Source organism: Armatimonadota bacterium, from assembly GCA_029907255.1.
Classification (GTDB): Bacteria; Armatimonadota; UBA5829; order DTJY01; family DTJY01; genus JAIMAU01.
In genome coordinates this window covers 68,781-92,370 of sequence record JARYMF010000001.1, presented here as the reverse complement: position 1 = coordinate 92,370, position 23,590 = coordinate 68,781, and the positions used below count along the sequence as shown (strand labels likewise).

Sequence of the window (23,590 nt, the reverse complement as noted above, 5' to 3'; positions counted from 1 at the left end):
CCGCAAGCTGGCGAATGAGAGAAGGGATTTTGAAATTAGAACAATTAATTATCAGTCCTAAATGGCGAGGCAGGCAGGCCGGCGCCATTGAAAAGATTAACATCCGGACAGTCGGACCAGCCGTACCTAACCGCAACAGGCTTTTGAACCTCAGGACTATAGACAACTACATTTTCGCCAACAATTTCCGCCTTGGCGGGCACAAAATTATGGTCTTCACCAGCAACCGTGAATCCTTTAAGGTCGCCACCCTTTGAATGAAGTCCTTTAGCCCAATCGAAGCTAAGAATTGCTTTGTTGCCTTCAATTTTCATCGACCTGTAAATTGGGCCTGAGTAGACGATTTTCTCGCCATAGGCGATTCCTCGAGCAAGAAGGCCTAAGCGTTCTCCAACCGGTTTCTTTTGTTTTGGATGGATGTCTTCACAATCGCCATAGTCGGTTATCACAACAATGCCAGTGTTGGGAACGGTCTGCGCAGTGAAAAGTTGCACTTCTCTGAGCTCAGGCCATGTATCGGGCTTGCTTGTCCTTCCATACGGAGCAAGTTGAACAATCAGGAATGGAAAATCACCTTGAGCCCATGCGTTTCTCCAACATTTAATCATCGTTGGAAGGAGAATGCGATATTCCTGCGCACGTGAAGCATTCGACTCGCCTTGATACCAAATAACACCCTTGATTGCATATGGTACAAGCGGCTGTATCATGGCGCGATAGAGATAAGCTACTGGCCGCCCGCCATCTTTTCCAACCAAATCACGCAATTCTGGCACGGCAAGCAATGCCCTAGTGCTTGTCCATGATTCGGCAGGTGTGCCCCCGACTGATGAATCAATCAACCCCACTGGCACCTTTAGAGCCTTGCGAAGATGCTGACCGAAATAGTAACCAACAGCCGAGAAATTGGCAACACTCTCCGGGGTACACTCCTTCCAGGCTTGTGGAAGCGGCGCGGGATCTTTTGTCTTCGGCACAAGATAAAGCCTAAGCATTGGATCATTCGCAGTTTTGATTTCGGCTTCGGCGTTCTCAACGCGGCTCATTGGCCAAGCCATGTTCGACTGGCCGCTGCATAACCAGACCTCGCCGACGAGGATATTCTTGATTTCGAGGTCGTTAATCCACATGGTAAAAGGACCGCCAGGCTTAAGTGGATTCAACCATACAATCCAATTACCATTATGAGCAGTCGTAGTGACTTGTTGATTCTGAAACTTTACAGTCACTTTCTCACCAGAATCTGCAGTACCCCAAATTGGAACGCGCATCCCCTGCTGAAGGACCGCATTATCGGAAATTAGACCATTAGGCTTAACCTCTGCAAATACTGCCAAAGAGACAAGACCAAGAATCAAAACCGAACATAAGCAAACAAGAATAATTCCTCTCTTCAAAGCGCACCTCCAAACATTACTGCGAAAAGTGTACAAGCAGGCTTGCCGATATGTCAAGGACGATTGCTTGCTCAAGGCTCCGCGGGTTTGACATTGGCGTTTTTTCATGTTAGATTGTAGCGAACCAGTGTGCGCTAATAGAAACTGGTTCGTTTTATAATTAAATCAATGCCTTTTGAGGGATTAAGAAGATATGCTTTTTGGAACGCAAAAAATAAATTCAAAAGGCCACCTAGAAATCGGTGGTTGCGATACCGTAGAACTGGCTGAGAAATTTGGAACGCCGCTCTATGTGATGGACGAGGCACACCTACGGCAGAACTGTCGAGATTATTTAAACAGCTTCCGAACGCGCTATCCAAACACCGAGATTGCGTTTGCTGGCAAAGCATTTTTGCCAATGGCAATGTGCCGTATAGTTGACCAAGAAGGCCTCTTTCTCGATGTTGCGTCTGGAGGCGAACTTTATACAGCACTTAAAGCTGGCTTCCCGCCCGAACGAATTTTGCTTCACGGCAATTGCAAGACCACGGATGAACTGCAAATGGCGCTTGATAACGGTGTTGGACGGATAGTCGTTGACAATCTTACGGAATTAGAGAAGCTTAACGCTCTCGCTGTGGAACGAAAACAAAAAGCACAAATCCTTTTCCGCGTCACGCCAGGTGTTGATCCACATACCCATCGCCTAATAAGCACTGGCCAAGAAGACACTAAGTTTGGATTCAACATAAAAAGTGGGGCAGCAATGGATGCTGTCCGAAAAGCCCTCGATTATCCAGGCATTGAATTGCGAGGAATACATTGTCATGTGGGTTCGCAATTGCTCGACGCAGAAGCGCATACCGCAGCCATGGATGTAATGGTGGGGTTCGCCAAAGAAATCCTCGATGAAACCGGCTTTCTAATTGAAGATATTGACACAGGTGGCGGACTAGGTATTAGATACGTCGAGGGCCAAAACCCGCCGACGATTGACCAATTTGCCGATGCTGTAGTTAGCGCACTAAAGCGCTCATTGGACAAGCACTGTTTCCCAAAACCCCGCCTAATTCAAGAGCCTGGGCGCTCAATCGTCGGGACGGCAGGCATAACGCTCTACCATGTCGGAGCCGTAAAAAAAGTTCCAATACCCCAAAAGCCAGGGTATAAAACCTACATAATTGTGGATGGCGGGATGAGTGACAATCCGCGGCCACTGCTTTATGGAGCACTTTACGAAGCAATTATAGCGAACCGGGCAAACGAACCTGCTACCCAAATAGCAACTATATCAGGCAAGCATTGTGAGACCGACACACTCATACCCGAGGCAAGGATTGCTGAAACTCAACCTGGCGATGTGCTTGCTGTGTTCTGTACCGGCGCATACACTTTTGACATGGCTAGCAACTACAACCGTTTTTGCAGACCTGCGGTTGTACTCGTCTTGGATGGACAAGCCGACGTGATTGTCGAGCGTGAGAGCCTCGAAGATCTTATCAGACGAGAAATAATTCCACCCCGTCTTAGGTAGCAAAGGAATATTCAAATGCTTAACATACAAGAAATTGCCATGTATGTGGTGGCATTTCTGATTGCCGTAACGGTGCATGAGTATGCCCATGCGCGCGCCGCTGTATCCGCAGGCGATGAGACACCAAAACTAAACGGCAGAGTTTCTCTTAACCCAATTGACCATCTTGACCCAGTCGGCACGCTAATGTTTGTGTTTACACTTCTATATGGATTCGGCATCGCATGGGGGAAACCTGTACCTGTTAATCCGTACAATTTTCGAAGCCCTCGCTGGGACCAGCTAAAAGTTTCAATGTGGGGGCCCCTATCAAATATCATAGTGGCATTTGTATTATCAATGGTTTATCGGTTCAACCTTGTTCCCGTTTCAGGAGCTTTCCACAAACTTTTCTTCATCCTGATATTGTTCAACTTGAGAATTGCTTTCTTCAACCTAATACCGGTCCCGCCGCTAGATGGCTCACATATACTTTCAAGCCTACTTCCAATCAACCAAGCACGAACCTACGACCTGTTGGTGGCCCGTTACGGCATGCTCCTACTAATCCTACTCATCTTCACAGGAATCGCGGGTATGATTATTAATGTGCCAACCAATCTATTCGTACGCTTATTCTTGGGAACATAAAAACAAGAATAGCAAAATTGGAGACGCGCATGGCAAAACCTCGCGCAGTAAGTGGAATGCAGCCAACAGGAATGCTTCACTTAGGAAACTTGGAAGGCGCCTTGTGCAACTGGGTGCGTCTTCAAGATAAATACGACCTTTTTGCATTCGTTGCCGACTGGCATGCTTTAACAACCCTTTATGCCAAACCAGAATTAATTGCTAAGTACACAAAGGAACTAGTAATAGATTATATTGCCTCAGGCCTTAATCCCGAAAAAACCACCATTTTCAGGCAATCTGATGTAAAAGACCATGCGGAACTTCATCTTCTTTTATCTATGATAACACCAGTATCATGGCTTGAGCGTGTGCCTACGTATAAAGAAAAACGTCAAGAGCTACGACCTGAAAGTCCATCATATGGGCTTCTCGGCTATCCCGTTCTCCAAGCGGCAGACATCTTGATTTACAATGCGGAAGGTGTTCCGGTTGGGCGCGACCAACTGCCTCATCTTGAGGTTACGAGGGAGATTGCTCGAAGATTCAACTCACTTTATGGGCTTATTTTTAAAGAACCGCATGCCATATTAACCGAGACACCCGTAGTCATTGGCCTGGATGGGAGGAAAATGAGCAAATCACATGAGAACACCATCCTGATTTCCGACCCTCCAGAAGTTGTTGAGGAAAAGATAAGAACTATGTATACGGACCCTCTTAAGATATACAGAACAGACATCGGCCATCCAGAGACCTGTCCTGTTTTTCAGCTTCGCCTCATCTATGCTAAGGAGGAAGCACCACAAGTCGAACGCAAATGCAAAACTGGGGAAATTGGCTGCGTGCAAGACAAACAAGAGCTAGCAAAGGCAATCAACCAAAGGCTCGAACCAATCAGAAAACGAAGACGAGAATTGGAGCAACATCCGGAATTAATTGACCAAATACTCGTAGATGGCGCCGGACGCGCCAGAGCCGTCGCGCAAGAAACAATGGAAAAAGTGCGGGAATCAATGGCATTTAACAGCCAAACTCTGATAAGCTATAATATAATGAAAAAATAGAAGCTTTGGCAAGCATTGGCTGCCACAAAAACAGCTTTGACAAACGACGGAGAAGTTCAATGCCAGTTGAGTCAACAACCCAAACCGGTTGTACAATCAAGTTGCCGATATTTGAAGGGCCACTTGATTTACTCCTTCACCTCATTAGAGAACACAAACTCAACATTTATGATATTCCAATCGTGGAAGTGACTGAACAGTATTTGCGTTATCTTTGGTTGATGGAGTCGCTTGACCTAAATATCGCAGGCGAGTTTTTTGTAATGGCAGCCACATTACTCGAAATTAAGTCCCGAATGCTACTTCCCAGCCCAGTCAAAGAGCAAGAAGGCGAAGATGAAATTGACCCACGCGCCGAGCTGGTCGAACGCCTTCTGGAATACGAAAGATATAAGAAAGCAGCGGAGACTCTTCGAACCTTTGAAGATAATCGTCAGAAGGTTTTTTGGAGGCTCACGGATGAACTTGAAAGCTATGATGCTCCGCTGATTCCGCTTAACCTCGAGGCAATGGACCTCATTCTTGCACTAAAGCAGATGCTCGCCGAAATAGGCGAGGGTTCTGAGGAGGTCACCAGTCTCGAACGGCAGAAAATTACACTTCGGATGAAGATGAGTGAAGTCCTAAGGAGAGTTCGAAGCAACCCGGAAGGCATAAACTTTCGTGAACTATTTGTTTCCAGACCGACGCGAGTGGAGATTATTATCACATTTCTGGCGTTGCTGGAATTGCTTAGATTAGGAAAGGTAAAAATTCACCAAAAGCAAGTGCTTGGGGACATTACCATTCGCGCACTCGATGAACAAGCATCATAAAATGATGGATCATGAAAGCATAATTCCAAACGGAAAGTTAAAAAATATACTAGAATGCATGCTTTTTGTCTCGCCTCAACCTCTAATTGTTAGGCAAGTAGCCCAATCTCTTGAAATCGACGAAGGAGAGGTCGAGAGGGCTATTCACGAATTAAGGTTAGATTACAATGGACGGGGGTTGCAGATTGTCCGCATTGCTGGCGGGTATCAGATGTGCACCCGCCCAGAGTACGCCGACTACATTGCAAAGCTGTTAAAACCCGAACGCGTCAGGCTTTCCAGGGCAGCTCTCGAAACCGTTGCAATTATTGCTTACCGACAGCCAATTACAGCACCTGAAATTGAAGCAATTCGCGGCGTAAATTCCGATGGCGTGCTTCACACGCTCTTAGAACGCGGACTTATAAAGCAAGTTGGGCGAAAGGAAACGGTCGGACGACCCATTCTCTACGCTACTACAGAAGAATTCCTGAACCACTTTGGATTGAACGATTTATCGGAGCTACCAGAGCTTGAGGAAGTCGAGTTGCCCGAGTCTAACATAGAGAAGTCAAATGAAGAATCATAAGACTGCAATACTATGTTTGCTAATAATAACTTCGCTCCAGGCGGCTGCACTGGGAGCGCCAATGCCTCCCAAAGTAACGGCTGAATCAGCCCTGCTTGTAGACGCAGTGTCTGGCAAAGTACTCTATGAAAAGCGTTGCCGCGTTCGCCGGCCGCCTGCAAGCCTGACAAAAATAATGACAGCCATACTAATACTCGAGCACGGCAACCTGGACGACGTTGTAACCGCTTCAAAGCATGCATGTAATACACCCTACGGGTCTCTCCATCTTAAGCCTGGCGAGAAGCTCACCCTCCGCGACCTGCTACGTGCAATTCTCATGAGATCGGCAAACGACGGGGCAGTTTGTGCAGCCGAACATATCGCAGGTTCGGAGAGTAAATTCGTTGCCATGATGAACAAGAAAGCCAAAGAGATTGGAGCAATAAACACACACTTTGCCAACCCTCACGGCCTCCATGATCCAAGCCATTATTCTACTGCGTATGACATTGCGCTAATCGCAAGGCATGCAATCCGTTACCCAGAATTTAATGCTATTGTCCAAAAGAAACAAGCTAGAATCGAAAGGTCAATAAACTCCTTAGACGTTACCCTTAGGAACACAGCAAAGTTTCTATCAAAGTTTGAAGGGGCTGACGGAATTAAGACTGGCTATACAAAAGAAGCTGGCCACTGCTTTGTAGGGTCAGCCACAAGAAACGATTGGCGGCTAATCGCCGTCGTGCTAAAAAGCAAAGATACCTGGACAGACACAGCAGTGTTGCTAAACTATGGGTTCAAATACTTCCGACAGCTCGCCTTTGCCAAAGAAAATGAAGTTGTTACTACTGTTGCCGTATCAGGTGGAAAACAGGAGAAGGTTGACCTAGTTGCTAGCGCCCCACTTACCATGGTGGTAAAAAAGTCAGACAAGGTAGAGTCAAAGGTTGACTTGGATGCACCAAAGAAAGTTTCTGCACCAGTCAAAAAAGGCGAAAAAATAGGCACAATAACTGCTTGGGTCAATGGCAAGAAGCTTGGCTCTGTGGACTTGTGTGCCGCCACGGAGGTTGAACGAACCCTATGGGCAACAGCGTGGCTATGGATAAAGACACTTATAACAAGTACACTAATCTTCTCATTAGGAATTATAGCGTATGGAACAGCGGTTGCAAAAATTGCTCGCCGCCGCAGGCGTCGCCTCGCGGCGCGAAGCTGAAAATTTGATACTGGCCGGGCGGGTAGCAGTCAACGGCAAAGTAATTACCCAACTTGGCGCAAAAGCCGATCCAGATAAAGATAAAATTACCGTTGACGAAAAGCTCGTAGACCTGCATCCTCAAAAAGTCTATGTCCTTCTAAATAAGCCCCGGGGATACACTTGCACTCGGCGAGATCCACATGCAGCCAAGGTCATCACCGACTTGGTAAAGGGCGTTGGCGTGCCGTTATACCCAGTTGGCAGACTCGATGTTGAGACCGAAGGCCTTATAATCCTAACAAATGACGGCGACTTTGCTTACAAAATCACCCATCCAAAGTTCAAAGTGCCAAAGACATATCATGCAGAGGTCAAAGGACTAATAACACAGGATGCTATTCGTCAGCTTAGACATGGCGTTAGACTCGACGATGGAATCACTCAACCTGCTTTGATAAAAAAAGTGGCATTAAATACTGCTAGGTACACTAGCAGCGTTGATATAGTCATATATGAAGGAAGAAAACGACAAGTACGTCGAATGTTCGACGCAATAGGCTATCCTGTGATTAAGCTAACTCGCACAAAAATAGGAGGGCTCGAAATTCGCGGTCTCCGTCCTGGCGAATGGCGATTTCTCACCCCAGAGGAGGTCGGCAACCTTCTCGCCGTAGCATCATGATTATGCGCAGACTTGCGATAATTTTTGCACTTTTCTACTTTGCCTCTGGACTTGCCTATTCAACACACTACCCACTTAGGGTAAAAGACTCCAGAGGAAAGACAATCACCATCACAAGAGAACCAAAGCGCATAGTTTCCCTTGCTCCTAACAACACTGAGATACTATTCGCTCTTGGCATAGGCAATCGTGTAGTTGGCGTAACTAAATACTGCAATTACCCGCCCGCTGCCCGAAAAAAGCCCAAAGTTGGCGACCGAATTACAAGCGTTGAGAAAGTTATAGCCCTCAAACCCGACCTTGTATTAGCACACGGATTTCTTAATGATGAAGCAATTCGCTCAATCGAACGCCACAACATAAAGGTTTTTGCACTTGACCCAAAAACTATTGGCGAAGTAGTAAGGGACATTCGGCTTGTTGGTATAATTACCAATCGTGAGCGAGAAGCAGAAAAAGTCATAAACAAAATAAGTAGCGCAAAGCGATTGGTTGCAAGACAAACTGCAAATATAAAATCAAAACCTAGAGTGCTTGTCGCTGTGCAAGCCGACCCACTTTGGGTGGCGGGGCCAAAGACTTTTGTTGACGAGATGATTGCCACTGCAGGCGGTGTCAATATTGCACACGATGCCAAGCCTGGCTTCAATCAATTCTCCATCGAGGTAGCGGTGAGCCGAGACCCTGAGATAATTATAGGAACCACAAAAGGTGACAAAGAGATATTTTCGCGCGGGGTATGGAAAACCACAAGTGCGGTACGAAAGCAACGCGTATACGAAATTGACCCAGACCTTCTTTTTCGACCTGGGCCAAGGCTTGCACAAGGCATCCTAGCCATTGCTAAGATAATACATACCAAAACAAACAGATGATAATATTCGCCATGCCGATGTCCACATCTGACAAGGAAAATATTCGCCTAAATCTTCCTCTCAGGCTAGCAGGTTTAACAGTAATCCTGCTTGTGTTGCTGACGGCAGCAGCTATCCTAAGTTCTAGCCTTGGAGCAATCTATGTACCACCAGGACAGGTGGCAAAAGTAGTCGCCAACCATCTAATGGGAGAAACCTATTTCGACGTCCCAAGGGAAACTGACCAGATTATCTGGCAGATTCACATTCCTCGGATGATTCTTGGAGCACTAGTAGGAATGTCGCTTGCCATGGCAGGAGCAGTGCTTCAAGGGCTCCTGCTGAACCCACTTGCCGACCCCTATATAATTGGGGTATCAGCCGGAGCAGCAGTTGGCGCGGGAATCGCCATGTTATCTGGTCTTTCGGGATTGTTCCTTGGCTTTGGAGTGCCCCTGCTAGCATTTTTCTTCGCTCTTTCGGCGGTCATAACAGTCTACATGCTTGCACGCAAAAGCGGTAGGGTTTCCATCCTTTCGTTTATATTGGCCGGCATTGTGGTAGGTTCATTCATGTGGGCTATGTTGACATTAATTTTGGTCGCCGCACCTAATCAGGGCCTTGAACGCATAATATTCTGGACAATGGGTAGCCTTGCAGGGTCAGATCCATGGGCAAGGGTAATTGTGCTGACGCCATTTGCCCTTCTTGGCTTCTTTGGTCTCTATGCATTCGCTCGAGATTTAAACCTCTTCGCGATTGGCGAAGAATCAGCCAGATATTTAGGAGTGGAGGTTGAATCACTCAAGCGCATATTGATTGCGATTGTTGCCCTTGTTACAGCAGCTGCAGTATCAGTTAGTGGAACAATTGGGTTTGTAGGGCTGATGATACCACACATCACCAGAAGGCTTGTTGGAGCCGACCACCGTGTACTCATACCTTGTTCAGCGCTGGTTGGGGCTGTGTTTATGATAATAGCAGATGCAGCAGCTCGGTCAATTATGGCGCCAACAGAAATACCAGTGGGCGCGATTACTGCGTTGTTCGGAGCGCCGTTTTTCCTGTATTTACTGAGGAAAACAGGATAGGCAAGCAACTTTCTATGGTTGCATCAAACAAAACCATATATCAAATTATCTGATTGCCAATCTCTTGTTAGCTCAAATGAAAACAAGTCGCAAAAATGAATAAAAAGAAAACAATCCGACCTTTAAGCATTGTAATCATACTAATCATTCTCGGCGCGATAATCTATCTCGCACTTCCTCGACCCACATTAGTTGATGCTGTCAGGGTTCGGCGAGGTGATTTAATGGCCGAGCTTTCTACCACGGGAGTGGTAGAGTCGGAAATGTCCGACATCGCTCCTAAAATCATTGCACGCGTATCCGAGCTTTATGTTCAAGAAGACCAACTTGTCAGGCGTGGGCAAGTGCTTGCTGTTCTTGATAGGTCGGAACTAGAAGCTCAAGTTAAAGAAGCTCGCTCGGCACTTTCAGCATCGCTGGAAGATCTCTCACGCTCTGAAAAAGCAGTCCGCCTGCAGTTGCAACAATCCTCAGCTTCCATTGCAAGAGCAAAAGCAGCTCTACATGCAGCTGAGGCTCAACTCGCCGACATAGCAAAAGGACCGCGTCCGCAAGAAATCGAGCAAGCGCAGAACAATGTCAACCAAGCCCGTGCCGAAGCCGAAAGGGCAAAGGCAGATCTTGAGCGAGCAGAAAAGCTGGTAAAGCGAGGTGCAATTGCTCCTCAACAACTCGATGCCGCGCAAACTGCCGCTAAGGTAGCAAATGCCAGACTTGCAGCTGCTGAGGCTCAGCTTGAATTGCTTAAGCAGGGTTCAAGGCCAGATGAAGTTCGCGCAGCCAGAGCGCAGGTGTCTGCCGCCCGAGCAGGGCTTTTGGAAGCAAAAGCGTCTGCAGAAACAGTTGCCATTCGCAAAAGCGAAGCCGCAATCGCCCGCTCGAATGCCGAGCGTGCCAAAGCAGCTCTTCAAGCAGCTCAGGCTCAACTAGGCTACGCTGTTATTCGCTGTCCGTTTGACGGAATTGTTGCCCGAAAGCATCTTGAGAAGGGCGAAATAGCAGGACCTCAAATACCAATCTATACCATAGCTGACATTCGCAAAATATGGGTCACCGCGGAAGTAGACGAAGAGGACATGGCTTCCATTGCACTTGGACAGCGGGTAGTCATAAGCACCGATGCTTTCCCAGGAAAGGTTGCTCGAGGAACCGTCGTTCGCATTTCACCAATAGCCGAGCCAAAAGCAGTTGGCCGAGTAAGAGCAAAGATTGTGCGTGCAAAAATAATTGTCAATTACTCAGAATTTCTGCTTAAACCTGGGATGGAAGTGGACATAAGCGGCAGCGTTCTAATTGGGCGTAATCAACTACTTGTTCCAAACGACGCACTTCTGCAAGTCGGGAAGGAATACCAAGTCTTCGTCATAGAGGGCGGTCGGGCATATCCAAGAACAGTGACCCCTGGCTTGTCAAACTATGAATATACTGCAATCTCGAGGGGCCTTAGGCCTGGCGAGCTTGTCATTGTATCACGGCCGGAGCAACTTAAACCTGGTTGGCTTGTTCGAGTACGGAGGCAAACAAGTGCAACAAAGTGACGGTCCCCTGGTAGAACTGGACGGTGCTGCAAAGACCTACACAATGGGTAAAGTAATCGTCCAAGCGCTCAAGCCAACGTGGCTGAAAATCGAACGCGGGGAGTTTATTGTCATACTAGGGCCAAGTGGGTCTGGAAAAACCACTGTGCTGAACTTAATTGGCGGAATTGACAGACCTACCGAAGGCCGCGTACTGTTTGAAGGCCGGGACCTAACCAAAATGACCGAAGATGAAATTACCGAATACAGACGCAAATGCGTTGGTTTTGTTTTTCAATTTTTCAATCTTATACCAACTTTGACTGCAAGAGAGAACGTTGAGTTTGTAGCCGAACTAGTAGAAAACCCAGCCGACGTAATGGAAGTACTAAGCGAAGTTGGTCTTGCTGACCGTGCCGATCATTTTCCTAGCGAGCTATCGGGCGGCGAACAGCAGAGGGTTGCAATTGCAAGGGCGCTTGTAAAAAACCCTCCTCTTCTCCTAGCGGACGAACCCACAGGAAATCTTGACTACGAAACAGGCAAACACATACTAGCATTGATGCGCAAGATTAACCAATCCAGGGGAATTACTGTAGTGATTGTTACACACAATTCAGCAGTAGCTGAAATAGCCGACCGTGCGGTATTTCTTAGAAGTGGCGAGATAGTCAAAACCAAAGTGAATGAACATCCCTTGGACCCAGAAGAACTGAAATGGTAATTAGCAAACTCACCTTAAAACTAATTCGCGACATACGCTTCTCTCCATGGCTTTTTCTGGGAATTATGGTTATGGTCGCTTCAGGAGTTGCCCTCTACGATGCAACATACCTTTCATACTACAACCTAGGTCGCTCGTATAATCTCTCCTATGAAAAGCTAAACCTGGCTGACTTCACTGTTGATGTTCAATCTGCACCCCAAGAAATTACTAACCAAATTAAACGCATTCCAGGTGTGATGCGCGTAGAGGGACGTTTTATCGAAGAATTGGGAATTGAACAAAAGCTATCTGCAAAGCGTGTAATCGGGCGAATCGTGTCAATTCCAGACAAAGGTCAACCCTCGGTCAATACTCTCAAAATTATCAGAGGACACATGCCCGCGCCTGGCAATAAGAGGGAACTACTGCTCGAAGCAGGGTTTGCAAAATATCATGGGTACAAGCCTGGCGACGTAATTTATCCAATTGTGGATGGCGATAAAGTAAAGTTCCGCATATCTGGAATTGCTATGAGCCCTGAATATATCGTCGTCGTTCGAAGCAGGGACAATCCAATACCAATGCCCGAACAATTTGGAGTAATGTTTATACGAAAGGAGATTGTAGACCGTCTGTTTGGGAGCTCTGGAACTATAAACCAAGTGGCTGTCAAAATTTTCCCCGGTGCTAATAGGTCCAGAATCATGCGGCAAGTTGAGCAGGTTCTCCAACCTTATGGGGCCGAGGAACCGCTTCCTAAGGAAAATCAACCAAGCTACGAAATGCTTAACCTCGACCTTCGTGCTCTCCGTAACCTAGCCATATTCTTTCCGGTGCTCTTCCTTGGGATGGCAAGCCTTAGCATATACAATTTGCTCAGCCGGATGGTTTACGCGCAAAGGCCGCAAATTGGATTTATGCGAGCAACAGGATACTCAAGAAAAGCTGTGCTTAGGCATTACGTTGCTTTTTCATTATTAATTGGCATTCTTGGTTCATTATTCGGTAGTTTATTAGGCTACCGTATGGGCGAATATATTACAAACCTTGATGTGTCACAGCTTAGTGTACCATATGTTGATACCCAGCCGCGCTTCGAAGTAATGATGGTTGGATTTTTGATATCTATCATAGTAACTTTTCTTGCTGGGCTAGTTCCAGCCCTCACGGCATCGCGAATGACACCCGCTGAAGCCATTCGCCCCGAAATTCCAATGGCTGGCAGAGTACCCATTATCGAAAACCTCCTACCAGCACTCAAGCAGCTTTCCTATACCTGGCGCCTGCCATTACGCAATCTCCTAAGAAGACCAAAGCGCACAATATCAACGATTCTGGGTGTTGCTTCATCAATTACACTTATCCTTGTGACTTTGGGATTAATAGATTCTTCCAAAGCACTGGTAAGCTTCTACTTTGACCGCTTGCTAAAGTACAACTTGCTAGTCGGTTTTGTCACCATACAAACTGAGTCTCCGCTGGGTTTAGTTCGAACATGGAAAGGTGTTGAGCGAGCAGAACCATTTTTGCAAGTGCCGGTTAAATTCATACACAATGGCAATCAGAAGTTCGGACTCATCTTTGGGGTTGATCCAAATACCCGCCTGCTGAATCCCATATCTTTTGAAGGAAACAAGCGAATATCTGTGCCAAAGAAAGGCATACTCATAGGGGACTTGCTTGCAATGAAATTGAATTTAACACCTGGCCAATACGTAACCATTACACTTCCAAAGAAGACCACCCCCCAGCTGCCAATTTCAGAAGACGGCGGGGCGCAGGTATCAAGATTTCGTGATGAGGTATTTTCTCGGAGCCGGGGTTTGCAAGAGATAACTTTTAAAACACTAGTTCCCGTTGTCAATCGATCGTTCCAACCGATTGGCAACATCGCGATAATGTCAATTTTCGAAACGCGCCATATTTTTGGGAAAGAACTTGAGCTTCCTCCGCATGCAATAAATGCAATACTCATAAAGGCAGACGACCGATATGTTTCTGCAATCCAACGACGGCTTTATGACCTGCCAGACGCAGCCTCTGTTGCTAACCTCAAGGACATGAGGTATGAGATTAACGAAATGATGAAAACTCTAAACATATTTACAGATGTAATGCTCACATTTGCAATTGCCCTTGCGTCAATTATTATATTCAACGCCACGACTATGAACATCCTGGAACGTACTAGGGAATTTGCTTCAATGAGGGCACTGGGCGTAGGGAGCTGGAAAATTGCGGCTATGGTAACAATTGAAAATTTAAGCACTTGGGTTGCAGGAACAATCATTGGCTTGCCAATTGGTCGCCAATTGGCAGATTACTTTGTAAAATTATATACTAGCGAAGCCTTCCATATGCAAACTGTAATCTTTAGTAGAACCTATGCATGGACCCTGGTCGGGATTCTCGCCGCTGTCTTAATTTCACAAATCCCTGGAATACGCTACCTCATGACTCTCGACCTCGCCTCAGCAACCAAAGAAGTCAGCGGCTAAAACAACTTAATTAGAAACCTATTTCTATGGATGCTTGCGGACTATTCGGACAATATCCGCTACAAACTTGCCGATATAAGGAACTACTTCAAGGCGGCTGAGAATCCATAAAATTAACGCTAATATCAATGTCGCTCCTATGGCTCCGCCAAGGCCTCCGAGAACTCCATTAACAAAACTAAGCATCGCCATCCTTCGAGGGTTTAAAAGATACTGAATGTATTGCTGTAAATTAAGCTTCTCTATCAAATTAGTTAGGCGGTTGATCTCTCGTATTAGCAAGCTAATTTTGTCATCTAACCGTTTAATCTCATCCAAAAGGTCTTTAAAATCTTGCCCAGACACTACCCGATTCTCCCTTGCAGGTATCAATTTCATCTTGCTTTTTATATCGGGACTTGACTTAGTATTCCCAATTTGAAGGTAAAATTCCAAAAGGATGTCTGCAGCATTCGGCTCATGTGCATCAAAACAATCATGTAGCTAAAAAAACGCAATAATTGAAGGACTCGAGAGAAAATGGAAGAAGAACAAGGACGACTTGTCTATCTACCTGAGTATCAACACTGGCGTACAAGCCCATGGTGGAAAGTAATGCTCATAGGGCTGGCGCTATACGGAGTTGGCATTACAATACTTGCGCTAACCAAAAATTTTAAGCTTTTGCCAGCCGTTGTGCTTCTTGGAACCTTCATTATGCCTGTTACATATGTTACCTTTTTCTATAATCATCGCGTGTTAAGCCAGATAACAATACTAACGCTGGGTCTTACTTTCTTTTATGGTGGAATTCTTGGCATTTTTGCTGCTGCCCTATTGGAACCTTTATTTATTCGGCAACTTAATTTCTATTCGTCATTTAAAGTTGGTCTAATTGAAGAATTTGCAAAAATACTTGGAGTACTGGCTATTGCTCGCCATCGGCGCCATGATTCAGAAATGGACGGATTGATTCTTGGTGCAGCAGCAGGAATGGGCTTTGCTTCACTCGAAAGCGCAGGATATGCATTTGTGGCTTTCCTACACAGTCAAGGCAATCTATCAGTTATGACCGCTGTTACTCTCATCCGAGGAGTACTAACGCCACTCGGGCACGGAACATGGACAGCTATTCTCGCTGGGGTGCTGTTTCGGGAGAGTACCGAGCGAAAATTCATTATTGATTGGCAAGTTATAGGGACTTATCTTTTTGTTTCGGTTCTGCATGGCCTATGGGATGGATTGCCATTTGCAATGGCTTCTCTAAACCAAGTAGGCATTGAGTTCTTTATTGGCGAGCTTGTTGTTGGGGGAATTGGAATTTTCGTTCTAGCTCGCATGTGGCGCGAGGCCCGACGACTACAAATAACCCGCTATCTGGAAGCTGGAGCAATCAACCAACGACGTGCAGCCTAGGAAAGCTAGAGGACATATATTTTACCTGTCGTTAATTCTCCTGTGGGAAAGTTCCCGCCAATGCAGGAAAACAACTTCCAATCGAACCTACCGCTCCGTTATCTTTCGAAGTAATTCAATATAGAATTTGTAGTTTTCAAACGGAACATCTGGGGGCACAGAATGGTCAATCGCCGGGATATAACCGCCGTCATCTATCAATCGTGGGACTTTTCGCAATAACTCATGCTCAATCTCCGCCTTTCCTTTGGCTAGAACTCGCTTGTCTATGCCACCCCACAAAACTAGCTTGCGCCCATATTTCTCGCGGATTGGAATCGGCTCCATGCCCGCTGCAATTTCCAAAGGAAAGAAGACATTCACTCCAGCCTCGATGAACAAGTCGAGAAGCGGCCGATTGTCACCATCCGAATCAACAATTATATTGGTTACCCCTTTTGAGCGTATGGAAGCGATAACTTCTTTATAATACGGAAGCATAAACTCTCTGAATATATTTGGGCCGATGAGTGGACCATTTTTAAAAGCCATATCTTCCCAAATGTAAACAAAGTCTAACTCGACATTCGGAAGGGTACGGTCGAATATACCGATGTAGAAATTTGCCCAATGCTCCATTATGTCATGTACCAGTGCAGGATCATCATAATAAACATAGGCAAGCTTTTCTTCGCCAAAGAGGTTTCGCGGGAAACCATATCCTCCACATATTGCCATACCAACAGGATTTGACCTATTCGCAATCTTCTTTCTGAGCTCATCCCAATTCGGATAACGTTCTGGGTCACAAGGGTTGAGACGCCACTTTAGATTCTCCCAATCCTTTCTCTCGGAGACTGGGAACTCGATAAACTGTGACATTGAGAGCTCTGCGTTATCTTTCCGGTCGCGCTTTACTATCCCCTGTCCGTCTCGGTAAGTAATGGTAAATTCGTCTTCTTCCAGCACCTGATGCTCAAACGGGGGTCTGTAGGGGTTATGAGTAAAGCCAGCATCCACTGGGATAAATTCCCAAGCATCCATCTCAAAATACTGCTCTGGCCGCATTCCCTTTGGCAAACCCTCTTGCCACCACCGCTGGACCGTAGAATTCCAAAAACCGAGACAATCCCATCGCGGCGGATGGTCTACTTGTTCAAAGTTACATATCTTTAAAAAGCGTTCGCGTGCGTTCAAGCCCCTCTCCTCATGTGAGTTTCTACTTTCTTGCAAGATTCAAACTTACCTCCGCAACTTTACGGCGCAAGTCATCAAGATATTTTGACAACGTGGCGGTAGAAACGTGCTTGTCTGCAATTGACTGCAAGTTGGAAAATGCGTTCCTAGCTTCCTCCAACACCAACTTCGCACTAGAAGTATCCTTACCATACTTCTCTGCTTCCGATACAAGCCGGCCGAGAAGGTGAAGAGCTCGGAAGTCTTCGTGTCCTTTCCAAAAAGCCTCCCAACGACGTGAAGGAACAGGGCCGTGTAGACCAGGGTAAACAGTTGAGAATGTAGCTAGACGCTCATTTTTTGTATTTGCTGACTCCCAAGGTATTTCCCCCCACCACATATGAGCAAAGTATCCCCAGCCTGTAAGGCCATGGCGGAATGATTGCCAGGCAAGCGAACGGTAATAACCTACTGGATCTAGACGTTTAGAGTCGCCACTACATACATAAAGCCATATTTCCTTGCTGGTGTTCCTCATAAAATTGCGAGCGTCTTCATCCTCTATCACAGGACCGCGGGGCACCCAAATATCAACCACATCTTTTATTTGCTTCAGGCGCTCAACCTCGGTAAAGTTTGCCGTAACCAATATCCTTGCCTTTGGGTCGGCCTCACGGACCAAGCGGCCAATATCTGCATGTATTTTGAGCTTCGCCTGTGATGACGGCTCATCAACGAGCTCGAATGCAAAATCATTGTAATCTAAGCCAAGAGATTTCAAATGGCCAACCCAATCCCGAAACCAGTTAATGAAACCCCTTCTGTATTCGGGACCCATATATTCGAAGCCAGCCTTCTTAGCCACATTGTCGTAGAATAATCCAATGCTATATATGCCGGCAATCATTCCATATGGTTTATATGCGGCAACCAACTCGTCATGCCTTGTATAGTCTATTGGCTTTGCAAGGTTGCCTTCTTTGTCAAAAGTTGGCATCACGAGATTTGGACTGATAAGGAAGACATTCACACCATGCTCAACAGCATCCCTGAGATACGCCTGAGGATTTGCCTGCGCCCAAGATATTTTCAATATGTCACCCCACGTGCAAATCCATGGCTTCGGCTCGCGAGGTAGATCCAACGGATAGATTGTAAAGCTTACCTTCACCTTTTGTTCAGGTCCTCCCGTCAACGGCTTGACGCTTAGAAAACCTGTGTAATCTCCTGCCTCCAAACCATCGGTTTTGACCACAAGGAACACTTGGCTAGTCTGCTCCGAAGGAATTGTCAATCTGCCTGCTTCGTCTATAAGCGGGAGCGCATCGCCGACAAGGGTTTCGGCCTCGGCATCTTCTTTAACAAACGCGCATGTTCGAATTTGCACATGGTCCGCTGGAATATTTCCTGTAGATTGGTCAATGACTATTCGGAAATCAAGTGTTGAGTCGCTTAAATTTGTAATATTGAAAGCCATGTACACCTTCTCGCCGCGGTATGCTATGGCACGAACCTCAGGAGATGGTTGGATATCTTTCGGAATATCGTAGGGTTTCAACTGTGTCCAAGGGTCAGCAGGCCATATGGCAAACTCACGGTCTGGTTCGACGGCAATTTTTAGTTTCTTGATTTTGGCGTGGAATTCTGTGATAGATAAACAACGCTCAAGTTCGTCAAGAGACTTTGACATCCCTGCAAGCTGGCCGGAAGTCGCCTCTGGGATGTATTGCACAGACTTGGATACGGCATCGCGTCGTGCTTTGAGCGCTTCAAAGCTGGCTGTTAGACTATCCGCCATGTCTTTTGGCATTCCTCTTAAATACAACTCTAGGGTTCTCAATCTTGCAGAAATCTCCGCAAGCCTTGTTCTAATAAGAGGAACATCATAAGGCCGTAAAATCCTATAGAATGGCTTGCCACCGACCGAAGCTTCGAGAACAGCCGTAAGCCTACCTTCTTCTCTAAACTCATCAACAAGGTGGAACTTTTGAGAGGAATGAGGTTCTATTGAAAGCGTAATCTCTCGTATTGTTTTTGGAAGAGCTTCCATTAAATAAGTTTCCATGCGCACTTGGAGCGACTTACTAGTAGTATTCGCCACCTCCCCACTGCGTTCAACAACACCGTTAGGTGAAGCTAGAAATTGCTTGATGTTCATGACGGGAACATCGGTACCGAAAACAAGCATTCCAAAGTTCTCCGGCTCGTGGAAGCCTGCTTTCACCGGCGACCAAGAACTAAACTCGCCGCTCGACCTACTCTCACGACTAAAGTTGACTTTCCAGCACGTACCAGGCTCTGGCGCAGAACCAAAAACGGAAAAGGGTATTCCTATTTCAGCAGACCAGCCATCCCTTCGCAGAGAAACCGCCGCCTTCCAATCAGCGTTCCAAGAGCTATCAGTTTGCGTTGGCTTAGGCTTTTTTGCGTCATACATCGTCCCTAAAATACCCACGGCGAAGTGATAATAGGATTGCGTTTCACGCTCGGATTGGACGAAAACCTCAACACAATCGGCACGAAAGATGTCGCTATCCCGCTCTTCAAGCTTGCCAACGACTCTAGGCATTTTCTTCTCGTGGCAATCGAAGGCTACATAAAGCATGTGCTCAGAATAACAGACATAAATTTGTGTATTTTGAGTTGGCATGCGCCAAGTACGCAGTAAGAGGGTGTAAGGTACTTTCGTTGCCAATCCCCACTCACCATCACTTAGCCGGCCGTCAATCGTTATCGGTCGAGTAATCTTAGGGATGGTTAGCAACGGCGATGATGATTTGGCTTCCTCCGCATTTATTGGGATTTGAGCAAGAACAATATTGGCAAATACAATTAGTGAAATGGTTTTCAGCACAATCCTTCGTGCACCCATCTATGTTACCTTTCAGCCTTTTATGCCCGTCATTGTTATTCCTTGAATGAAGGTTCGCTGTGTGAAAAAGAAGAGTATGACAATGGGAATAGTTACTACTGTTGACACAGCCATGAGCATCCCCCAATAGGAACCGTACTGGCTTGAAAACATCGCCAATCCAAGTGAAAGTGTATATTTCGACTGATCAAAGAGGTAGATGAGGGGGCCGAGATAGTCATTCCACGCACCCATAAAGCTAAACAGTGCTACTGTCGCCAGCGCCGGTTTCGAAAGGGGCACTATCACTCCTCGGTATATCTGAAGTTCCGAACAGCCATCGATTCTGGCGGCGTCGGTCAGGTCTTTAGGAATAGACATAAAGAATTGCCGGAGGAGGAAAATTAGAAATGCGTTACCAAGAAACGACGGCACTATTAGTGGGAGAAATGTATCTATCCAGCCAAGCTTGGTAAAAATGGTAAACAATGGAACCATCACTACCTGATAGGGAAGCATCATAGTGCTGAGTAGAAGGAAAAAAACGAAATCTCTTCCTCGCCAGGGTATTATTGCAAGCCCATATGCTACAAGTGAACAAGAGAGCAATGCGCCAATAACGTTGGATACCGAAATAATTAGCGTATTCCTCAAATAGGTAAAAAACGGCACAAAAGTTAAACCCTCGGTATAGTTCGACCACTTAAGTGGATGCGGAATCCACACCGGCGGTATTCGGAAAATTTGGTCCTCAGTCTTAAGAGACGTTGTTATCAACCAGTAAAATGGCAGAAAGAAAGCCACGCTGAAGATAATCAGCGCACAATAGGTTGCAATTCGCAATACTTTGCTTTCCTTCGCCATAGCCTAGCGTCCTCCGTAGTAAACATATCGTGCCGATGTTTTAAAAATTAGCAAGGTAGCTACCATAATAAGCACAAAAAGCAGCCAAGCCATTGCACAAGCGTACCCCATTTTGAAAAACTGAAATGCATTTTGGAACAAATACATAGAAAACATCATCGTCGAGTTTACAGGACCGCCCGTTCCGCGAGTCATAACCCATGCCTGGGTGAAATATTGCAGGCTACCTATGACACCCATAACAGCAGTAAAGAAAATGTATGGACTCATAAAAGGTATTGTTACGTGACGCGTTTTCTGCCAGCTGGTTGCCCCATCGAGACTTGCCGCCTCATAAAGCTCATGAGGCACGTCTTGAAGCCCCGCAAGATAGATTACAACCCATGCGCCCACTCCCCAGACGCTCATTAAAATCAGAGCAGGTTTTGACCAATGCGGATCGGCAAGCCATCCTGGACCGTTAATTTGTGGGAGGCCAACTGCTGCGAGAATCTTGCCAAACCCTTCTATTATTGCGTTTACTAGGCCATTCTCTGGATTTAGAATCCATAGCCAGAGTACCGAGCTTGCAACCACAGGGACTATCGACGGGAGGTAGAAAATAGTGCGGAAGAACGCGAGCCCCCGCACTTTCGCATTCAAGAGAACAGCTAGTGCAAATGCGGTGATTATCCCAAGTGGCACAGCAAACACTGTATAGTAAACAGTGTTCCAAAGTGCCTCGCGCAAGAGGCGGTCATGAAGCATAAATTCGTAATTTCCAATCCCTATCCACACAGGCGGCTTGAGTCCTGTGTATCGGCAGAAGGAATAATACAGGGATGCGGCCATAGGATATAGTGTGAACCCAACAAGCCCAAGCAATGCGGGAAGCGTAAAAAGCAACCCATTCCGCATATTTATCCTTTCAATTCGGCTTGCTTTTTTTAATCTTTTCATGCTTTGAAGCCACGCCTCTAATTATTACTTGCTACTTCCCGATATATCTCCACTACACGTCGTGCAGTTGAATCCCAATTGAATGCCTTTGCGCGCTTTAAACCCCGAGCAGATAATTCGGACCTTAGCGACATGTTTGATAGCACCTCTGCCATCGCATCCGCCAGTGCTTCCGGTGTTGGGTCAACAGCTAATCCTGCATCGCCAATGACTTCCGGCAGAGCCGAGAGATTGCTTGTAATAACGGGCACCCCGCACGCCATTGCCTCCAACGCGGGGAGACCAAATCCTTCATATACCGAAGGATAGACGCTGAGATCGGCCGCATTGTAGAAATGTGGCAAATCCTCATTGGTCACGACACCTGTCAGGACCACGTCTCCCGAGATTCCAATGGAATCAGCCAACCTTAGTAGCTGGCGGTCCTGACCACGGTGATTTCCCAATATGACAAGTTTGTGCTTTATTGGCAAGATTCCTTTTAGAATCCCAAAAGCACGAATAAGGGAATGGATATTCTTCCTTGCAGGAACCACCCCAACGGTAATAATAAACGGCTGGCTTATAGAATACCTCTCTTGAATAACCTTCTTCGAACAAGCTTTATCGAGTGGCTGGAATTGTTCTTCTACCCCTGGATAGACAACCTCGATTTTCTCCGGCGGCACGCGATACAATTCTATCATCTCACTCCTCGTGAAATTCGAAAGCACAAGTATTTTTGCTGCTCGATGCGCTCCAATTCTCATGCCTAGGTCAAGGAGAAACCGGTCTTTGAATGAAAAGAATTGTGGACACCGCCGGAATGATACATCATGAACAGAGGTAATTATTGGACACGGAGCATATGGAGGCATTGAGTACTGAACATGTGCAACTTGTACCCCATCTTTTCCTAGCATACGCGGGAATGACCACAAGCACCAATCCCGGCCAGTCAATGCATTTAGCTGACGAACTGCGAAACCACCAGTTTCTGACGGATTGGGTGGCGGAAGCTTTGAAAATGTATAAAGGAGATATTCATCGTGATGGACCGCATTAATTCTGGCAATGCCTCCAATTAAACCGCGCCAATACGTCCGGTCGCCGCAGAATCCACCCTGGATGAGGCGAGCATCAATCCCTATTTTCATTTTTCGACCACCGGACGGGGCATCTTGCAATGCGCAAGATAGGAATCAATGACTTTTTCCACGCCGTCATCCAAACGAATCTCCCCAGCATCAAGCCAAATTGCGCGGCTCGCCACTTCACGCACCGCTTTCATATCGTGAGATACAAAAATAATTGTCTTGCCTTTGTTTTGAAACTCGCATACTTTTTCGTAGCATTTTTGCTGGAATGCCTCATCACCAACCGCCAAGACCTCGTCAACTAGGAGTATGTCTGGGTCCACTTGCACTGCTATTGAGAACCCCAGGCGCATTACCATGCCAGAAGAATACGTACGAAGTGGCGCATCAATGAACCGCTCCAATTCAGCAAACTTGACTATCTCGTCCATCCGACGACGGACCTCCTTGCGGGGGAGACCCAAGATGGATGCATTTAGATATATATTCTCAATCCCGGTCAAATCGGGATGGAAACCTGCCCCAAGCTCAAGCAGCGCAGAAACTCGTCCTTTTACTTCAACTAAGCCGGATGTAGGCTTATAAACAGACCCTATAATCCCTAGAAGAGTGCTCTTGCCTGAACCATTTTCTCCAATTACCGCAAGCGTCTCACCAGATTGAACTGAAAAGCTAATCCCTTTGAGGGCATAAATGACCTCATATTTTGGTCTGCGGAACGAGAGCACTAGCGATTTAAGAGTGCCAAATCTATCATGGTATAGACGAAATGTTTTCGTAAGGTTTTCGACACGTATAATTTCCATA

21 protein-coding genes are annotated in these 23,590 nt (G+C 46.4%); 13 read left to right on the top strand and 8 right to left on the bottom strand.

Annotation, left to right across the window (positions count from 1 at the left end; translation table 11 throughout):
- Positions 1-44 precede the first annotated feature (44 nt).
- Positions 45-1,397 (bottom strand): sialate O-acetylesterase, encoded by a 1,353-nt coding sequence (locus QHH26_00410; protein ID MDH7480417.1) that lies wholly within the window; start codon positions 1,395-1,397, stop codon positions 45-47.
- A gap of 193 nt (positions 1,398-1,590) precedes the next feature.
- On the opposite strand from QHH26_00410, the gene lysA reads away from it, so the two are divergent.
- From lysA to QHH26_00350, 12 genes are all read left to right on the top strand, one after another.
- Positions 1,591-2,913: a diaminopimelate decarboxylase gene (gene lysA / locus QHH26_00405; GenBank protein ID MDH7480416.1), complete on the top strand. Its 1,323-nt coding sequence runs from the start codon at positions 1,591-1,593 to the stop codon at positions 2,911-2,913.
- A gap of 15 nt (positions 2,914-2,928) precedes the next feature.
- The gene (locus tag QHH26_00400) at positions 2,929-3,543 is read left to right on the top strand and encodes a site-2 protease family protein (protein MDH7480415.1); all 615 of its coding nucleotides are present in this window, start codon (positions 2,929-2,931) and stop codon (positions 3,541-3,543) included.
- Positions 3,544-3,572: 29 nt separating this feature from the next.
- Positions 3,573-4,589 carry a tryptophan--tRNA ligase gene (gene trpS / locus QHH26_00395; protein ID MDH7480414.1) on the top strand — a complete coding sequence of 339 codons (1,017 nt, stop codon included), beginning with the start codon at positions 3,573-3,575 and terminating at the stop codon, positions 4,587-4,589.
- 59 nt (positions 4,590-4,648) lie between these two features.
- Positions 4,649-5,404 carry a segregation/condensation protein A gene (locus tag QHH26_00390; GenBank protein ID MDH7480413.1) on the top strand — a complete coding sequence of 252 codons (756 nt, stop codon included), beginning with the start codon at positions 4,649-4,651 and terminating at the stop codon, positions 5,402-5,404.
- Position 5,405: 1 nt separating this feature from the next.
- Positions 5,406-5,972 carry an SMC-Scp complex subunit ScpB gene (scpB, locus tag QHH26_00385; GenBank protein ID MDH7480412.1) on the top strand — a complete coding sequence of 189 codons (567 nt, stop codon included), beginning with the start codon at positions 5,406-5,408 and terminating at the stop codon, positions 5,970-5,972.
- Positions 5,959-7,173, top strand: coding sequence for a D-alanyl-D-alanine carboxypeptidase family protein (locus QHH26_00380; protein MDH7480411.1), 1,215 nt, complete (start codon positions 5,959-5,961; stop codon positions 7,171-7,173). The genes scpB and QHH26_00380 overlap by 14 nt, the downstream gene beginning before the upstream one ends.
- The gene (locus QHH26_00375) at positions 7,112-7,837 is read left to right on the top strand and encodes a pseudouridine synthase (protein MDH7480410.1); all 726 of its coding nucleotides are present in this window, start codon (positions 7,112-7,114) and stop codon (positions 7,835-7,837) included. Before QHH26_00380 ends, QHH26_00375 begins: the two co-directional genes overlap by 62 nt.
- Positions 7,834-8,712, top strand: a complete 879-nt coding sequence (locus tag QHH26_00370) for a helical backbone metal receptor (GenBank protein MDH7480409.1) — start codon at positions 7,834-7,836, stop codon at positions 8,710-8,712. The genes QHH26_00375 and QHH26_00370 overlap by 4 nt, the downstream gene beginning before the upstream one ends.
- A gap of 11 nt (positions 8,713-8,723) precedes the next feature.
- Positions 8,724-9,782: an iron chelate uptake ABC transporter family permease subunit gene (locus QHH26_00365; protein ID MDH7480408.1), complete on the top strand. Its 1,059-nt coding sequence runs from the start codon at positions 8,724-8,726 to the stop codon at positions 9,780-9,782.
- 95 nt (positions 9,783-9,877) lie between these two features.
- Positions 9,878-11,320: an efflux RND transporter periplasmic adaptor subunit gene (locus tag QHH26_00360; GenBank protein ID MDH7480407.1), complete on the top strand. Its 1,443-nt coding sequence runs from the start codon at positions 9,878-9,880 to the stop codon at positions 11,318-11,320.
- 43 nt (positions 11,321-11,363) lie between these two features.
- Complete coding sequence (locus QHH26_00355) at positions 11,364-12,023, top strand: ABC transporter ATP-binding protein (protein ID MDH7480406.1); 660 nt, start codon at positions 11,364-11,366, stop codon at positions 12,021-12,023.
- Entirely contained in the window at positions 12,017-14,503 is a 2,487-nt protein-coding gene (locus tag QHH26_00350; protein MDH7480405.1) for an FtsX-like permease family protein, read from the top strand. The genes QHH26_00355 and QHH26_00350 overlap by 7 nt, the downstream gene beginning before the upstream one ends.
- A 24-nt stretch (positions 14,504-14,527) precedes the next feature.
- Here the strand turns inward: QHH26_00350 and QHH26_00345 are convergent, their stop codons facing one another.
- Positions 14,528-14,848, bottom strand: a complete 321-nt coding sequence (locus QHH26_00345; protein MDH7480404.1) for a DUF5665 domain-containing protein — start codon at positions 14,846-14,848, stop codon at positions 14,528-14,530.
- 174 nt (positions 14,849-15,022) lie between these two features.
- On the opposite strand from QHH26_00345, the gene QHH26_00340 reads away from it, so the two are divergent.
- Positions 15,023-15,898 carry a PrsW family intramembrane metalloprotease gene (locus QHH26_00340; GenBank protein ID MDH7480403.1) on the top strand — a complete coding sequence of 292 codons (876 nt, stop codon included), beginning with the start codon at positions 15,023-15,025 and terminating at the stop codon, positions 15,896-15,898.
- A gap of 87 nt (positions 15,899-15,985) precedes the next feature.
- Here QHH26_00340 and QHH26_00335 read toward each other — a convergent pair whose 3' ends face one another.
- From QHH26_00335 to QHH26_00310, 6 genes are read right to left on the bottom strand one after another with little or no spacing between them, the layout of a single operon-like run.
- Complete coding sequence (locus QHH26_00335; GenBank protein MDH7480402.1) at positions 15,986-17,074, bottom strand: uroporphyrinogen decarboxylase family protein; 1,089 nt, start codon at positions 17,072-17,074, stop codon at positions 15,986-15,988.
- Positions 17,075-17,096: 22 nt separating this feature from the next.
- Positions 17,097-19,925 carry a carbohydrate-binding family 9-like protein gene (locus QHH26_00330; GenBank protein ID MDH7480401.1) on the bottom strand — a complete coding sequence of 943 codons (2,829 nt, stop codon included), beginning with the start codon at positions 19,923-19,925 and terminating at the stop codon, positions 17,097-17,099.
- A gap of 12 nt (positions 19,926-19,937) precedes the next feature.
- Positions 19,938-20,768, bottom strand: a complete 831-nt coding sequence (locus QHH26_00325) for a carbohydrate ABC transporter permease (protein ID MDH7480400.1) — start codon at positions 20,766-20,768, stop codon at positions 19,938-19,940.
- A 3-nt stretch (positions 20,769-20,771) separates the two neighbouring features.
- Positions 20,772-21,707 (bottom strand): sugar ABC transporter permease, encoded by a 936-nt coding sequence (locus QHH26_00320; GenBank protein ID MDH7480399.1) that lies wholly within the window; start codon positions 21,705-21,707, stop codon positions 20,772-20,774.
- A 17-nt stretch (positions 21,708-21,724) separates the two neighbouring features.
- On the bottom strand, positions 21,725-22,843 hold the full coding sequence (locus tag QHH26_00315; GenBank protein ID MDH7480398.1) for a glycosyltransferase family 1 protein: 1,119 nt from the start codon (positions 22,841-22,843) through the stop codon (positions 21,725-21,727).
- Entirely contained in the window at positions 22,840-23,589 is a 750-nt protein-coding gene (locus QHH26_00310; GenBank protein MDH7480397.1) for an ABC transporter ATP-binding protein, read from the bottom strand. Before QHH26_00310 ends, QHH26_00315 begins: the two co-directional genes overlap by 4 nt.
- Between the last annotated feature and the right edge of the window lies 1 nt (position 23,590).

What these genes read in the sequence shown, in the direction of transcription:
- lysA (MDH7480416.1), top strand. Translation starts at nt 1,591, where the DNA reads ATGCTTTTTGGAACGCAAAAAATAAATTCAAAAGGCCACCTAGAAATC.
- QHH26_00400 (MDH7480415.1), top strand. Translation starts at nt 2,929, where the DNA reads ATGCTTAACATACAAGAAATTGCCATGTATGTGGTGGCATTTCTGATT.
- trpS (MDH7480414.1), top strand. Translation starts at nt 3,573, where the DNA reads ATGGCAAAACCTCGCGCAGTAAGTGGAATGCAGCCAACAGGAATGCTT.
- QHH26_00390 (MDH7480413.1), top strand. Translation starts at nt 4,649, where the DNA reads ATGCCAGTTGAGTCAACAACCCAAACCGGTTGTACAATCAAGTTGCCG.
- scpB (MDH7480412.1), top strand. Translation starts at nt 5,406, where the DNA reads ATGATGGATCATGAAAGCATAATTCCAAACGGAAAGTTAAAAAATATA.
- QHH26_00380 (MDH7480411.1), top strand. Translation starts at nt 5,959, where the DNA reads ATGAAGAATCATAAGACTGCAATACTATGTTTGCTAATAATAACTTCG.
- QHH26_00375 (MDH7480410.1), top strand. Translation starts at nt 7,112, where the DNA reads ATGGAACAGCGGTTGCAAAAATTGCTCGCCGCCGCAGGCGTCGCCTCG.
- QHH26_00370 (MDH7480409.1), top strand. Translation starts at nt 7,834, where the DNA reads ATGATTATGCGCAGACTTGCGATAATTTTTGCACTTTTCTACTTTGCC.
- QHH26_00365 (MDH7480408.1), top strand. Translation starts at nt 8,724, where the DNA reads ATGCCGATGTCCACATCTGACAAGGAAAATATTCGCCTAAATCTTCCT.
- QHH26_00360 (MDH7480407.1), top strand. Translation starts at nt 9,878, where the DNA reads ATGAATAAAAAGAAAACAATCCGACCTTTAAGCATTGTAATCATACTA.
- QHH26_00355 (MDH7480406.1), top strand. Translation starts at nt 11,364, where the DNA reads ATGGGTAAAGTAATCGTCCAAGCGCTCAAGCCAACGTGGCTGAAAATC.
- QHH26_00350 (MDH7480405.1), top strand. Translation starts at nt 12,017, where the DNA reads ATGGTAATTAGCAAACTCACCTTAAAACTAATTCGCGACATACGCTTC.
- QHH26_00340 (MDH7480403.1), top strand. Translation starts at nt 15,023, where the DNA reads ATGGAAGAAGAACAAGGACGACTTGTCTATCTACCTGAGTATCAACAC.
- QHH26_00330 (MDH7480401.1), bottom strand. Translation starts at nt 19,925, where the DNA reads ATGGGTGCACGAAGGATTGTGCTGAAAACCATTTCACTAATTGTATTT.
- QHH26_00325 (MDH7480400.1), bottom strand. Translation starts at nt 20,768, where the DNA reads ATGGCGAAGGAAAGCAAAGTATTGCGAATTGCAACCTATTGTGCGCTG.
- QHH26_00320 (MDH7480399.1), bottom strand. Translation starts at nt 21,707, where the DNA reads ATGAAAAGATTAAAAAAAGCAAGCCGAATTGAAAGGATAAATATGCGG.
- QHH26_00315 (MDH7480398.1), bottom strand. Translation starts at nt 22,843, where the DNA reads ATGAAAATAGGGATTGATGCTCGCCTCATCCAGGGTGGATTCTGCGGC.
- QHH26_00310 (MDH7480397.1), bottom strand. Translation starts at nt 23,589, where the DNA reads ATGGAAATTATACGTGTCGAAAACCTTACGAAAACATTTCGTCTATAC.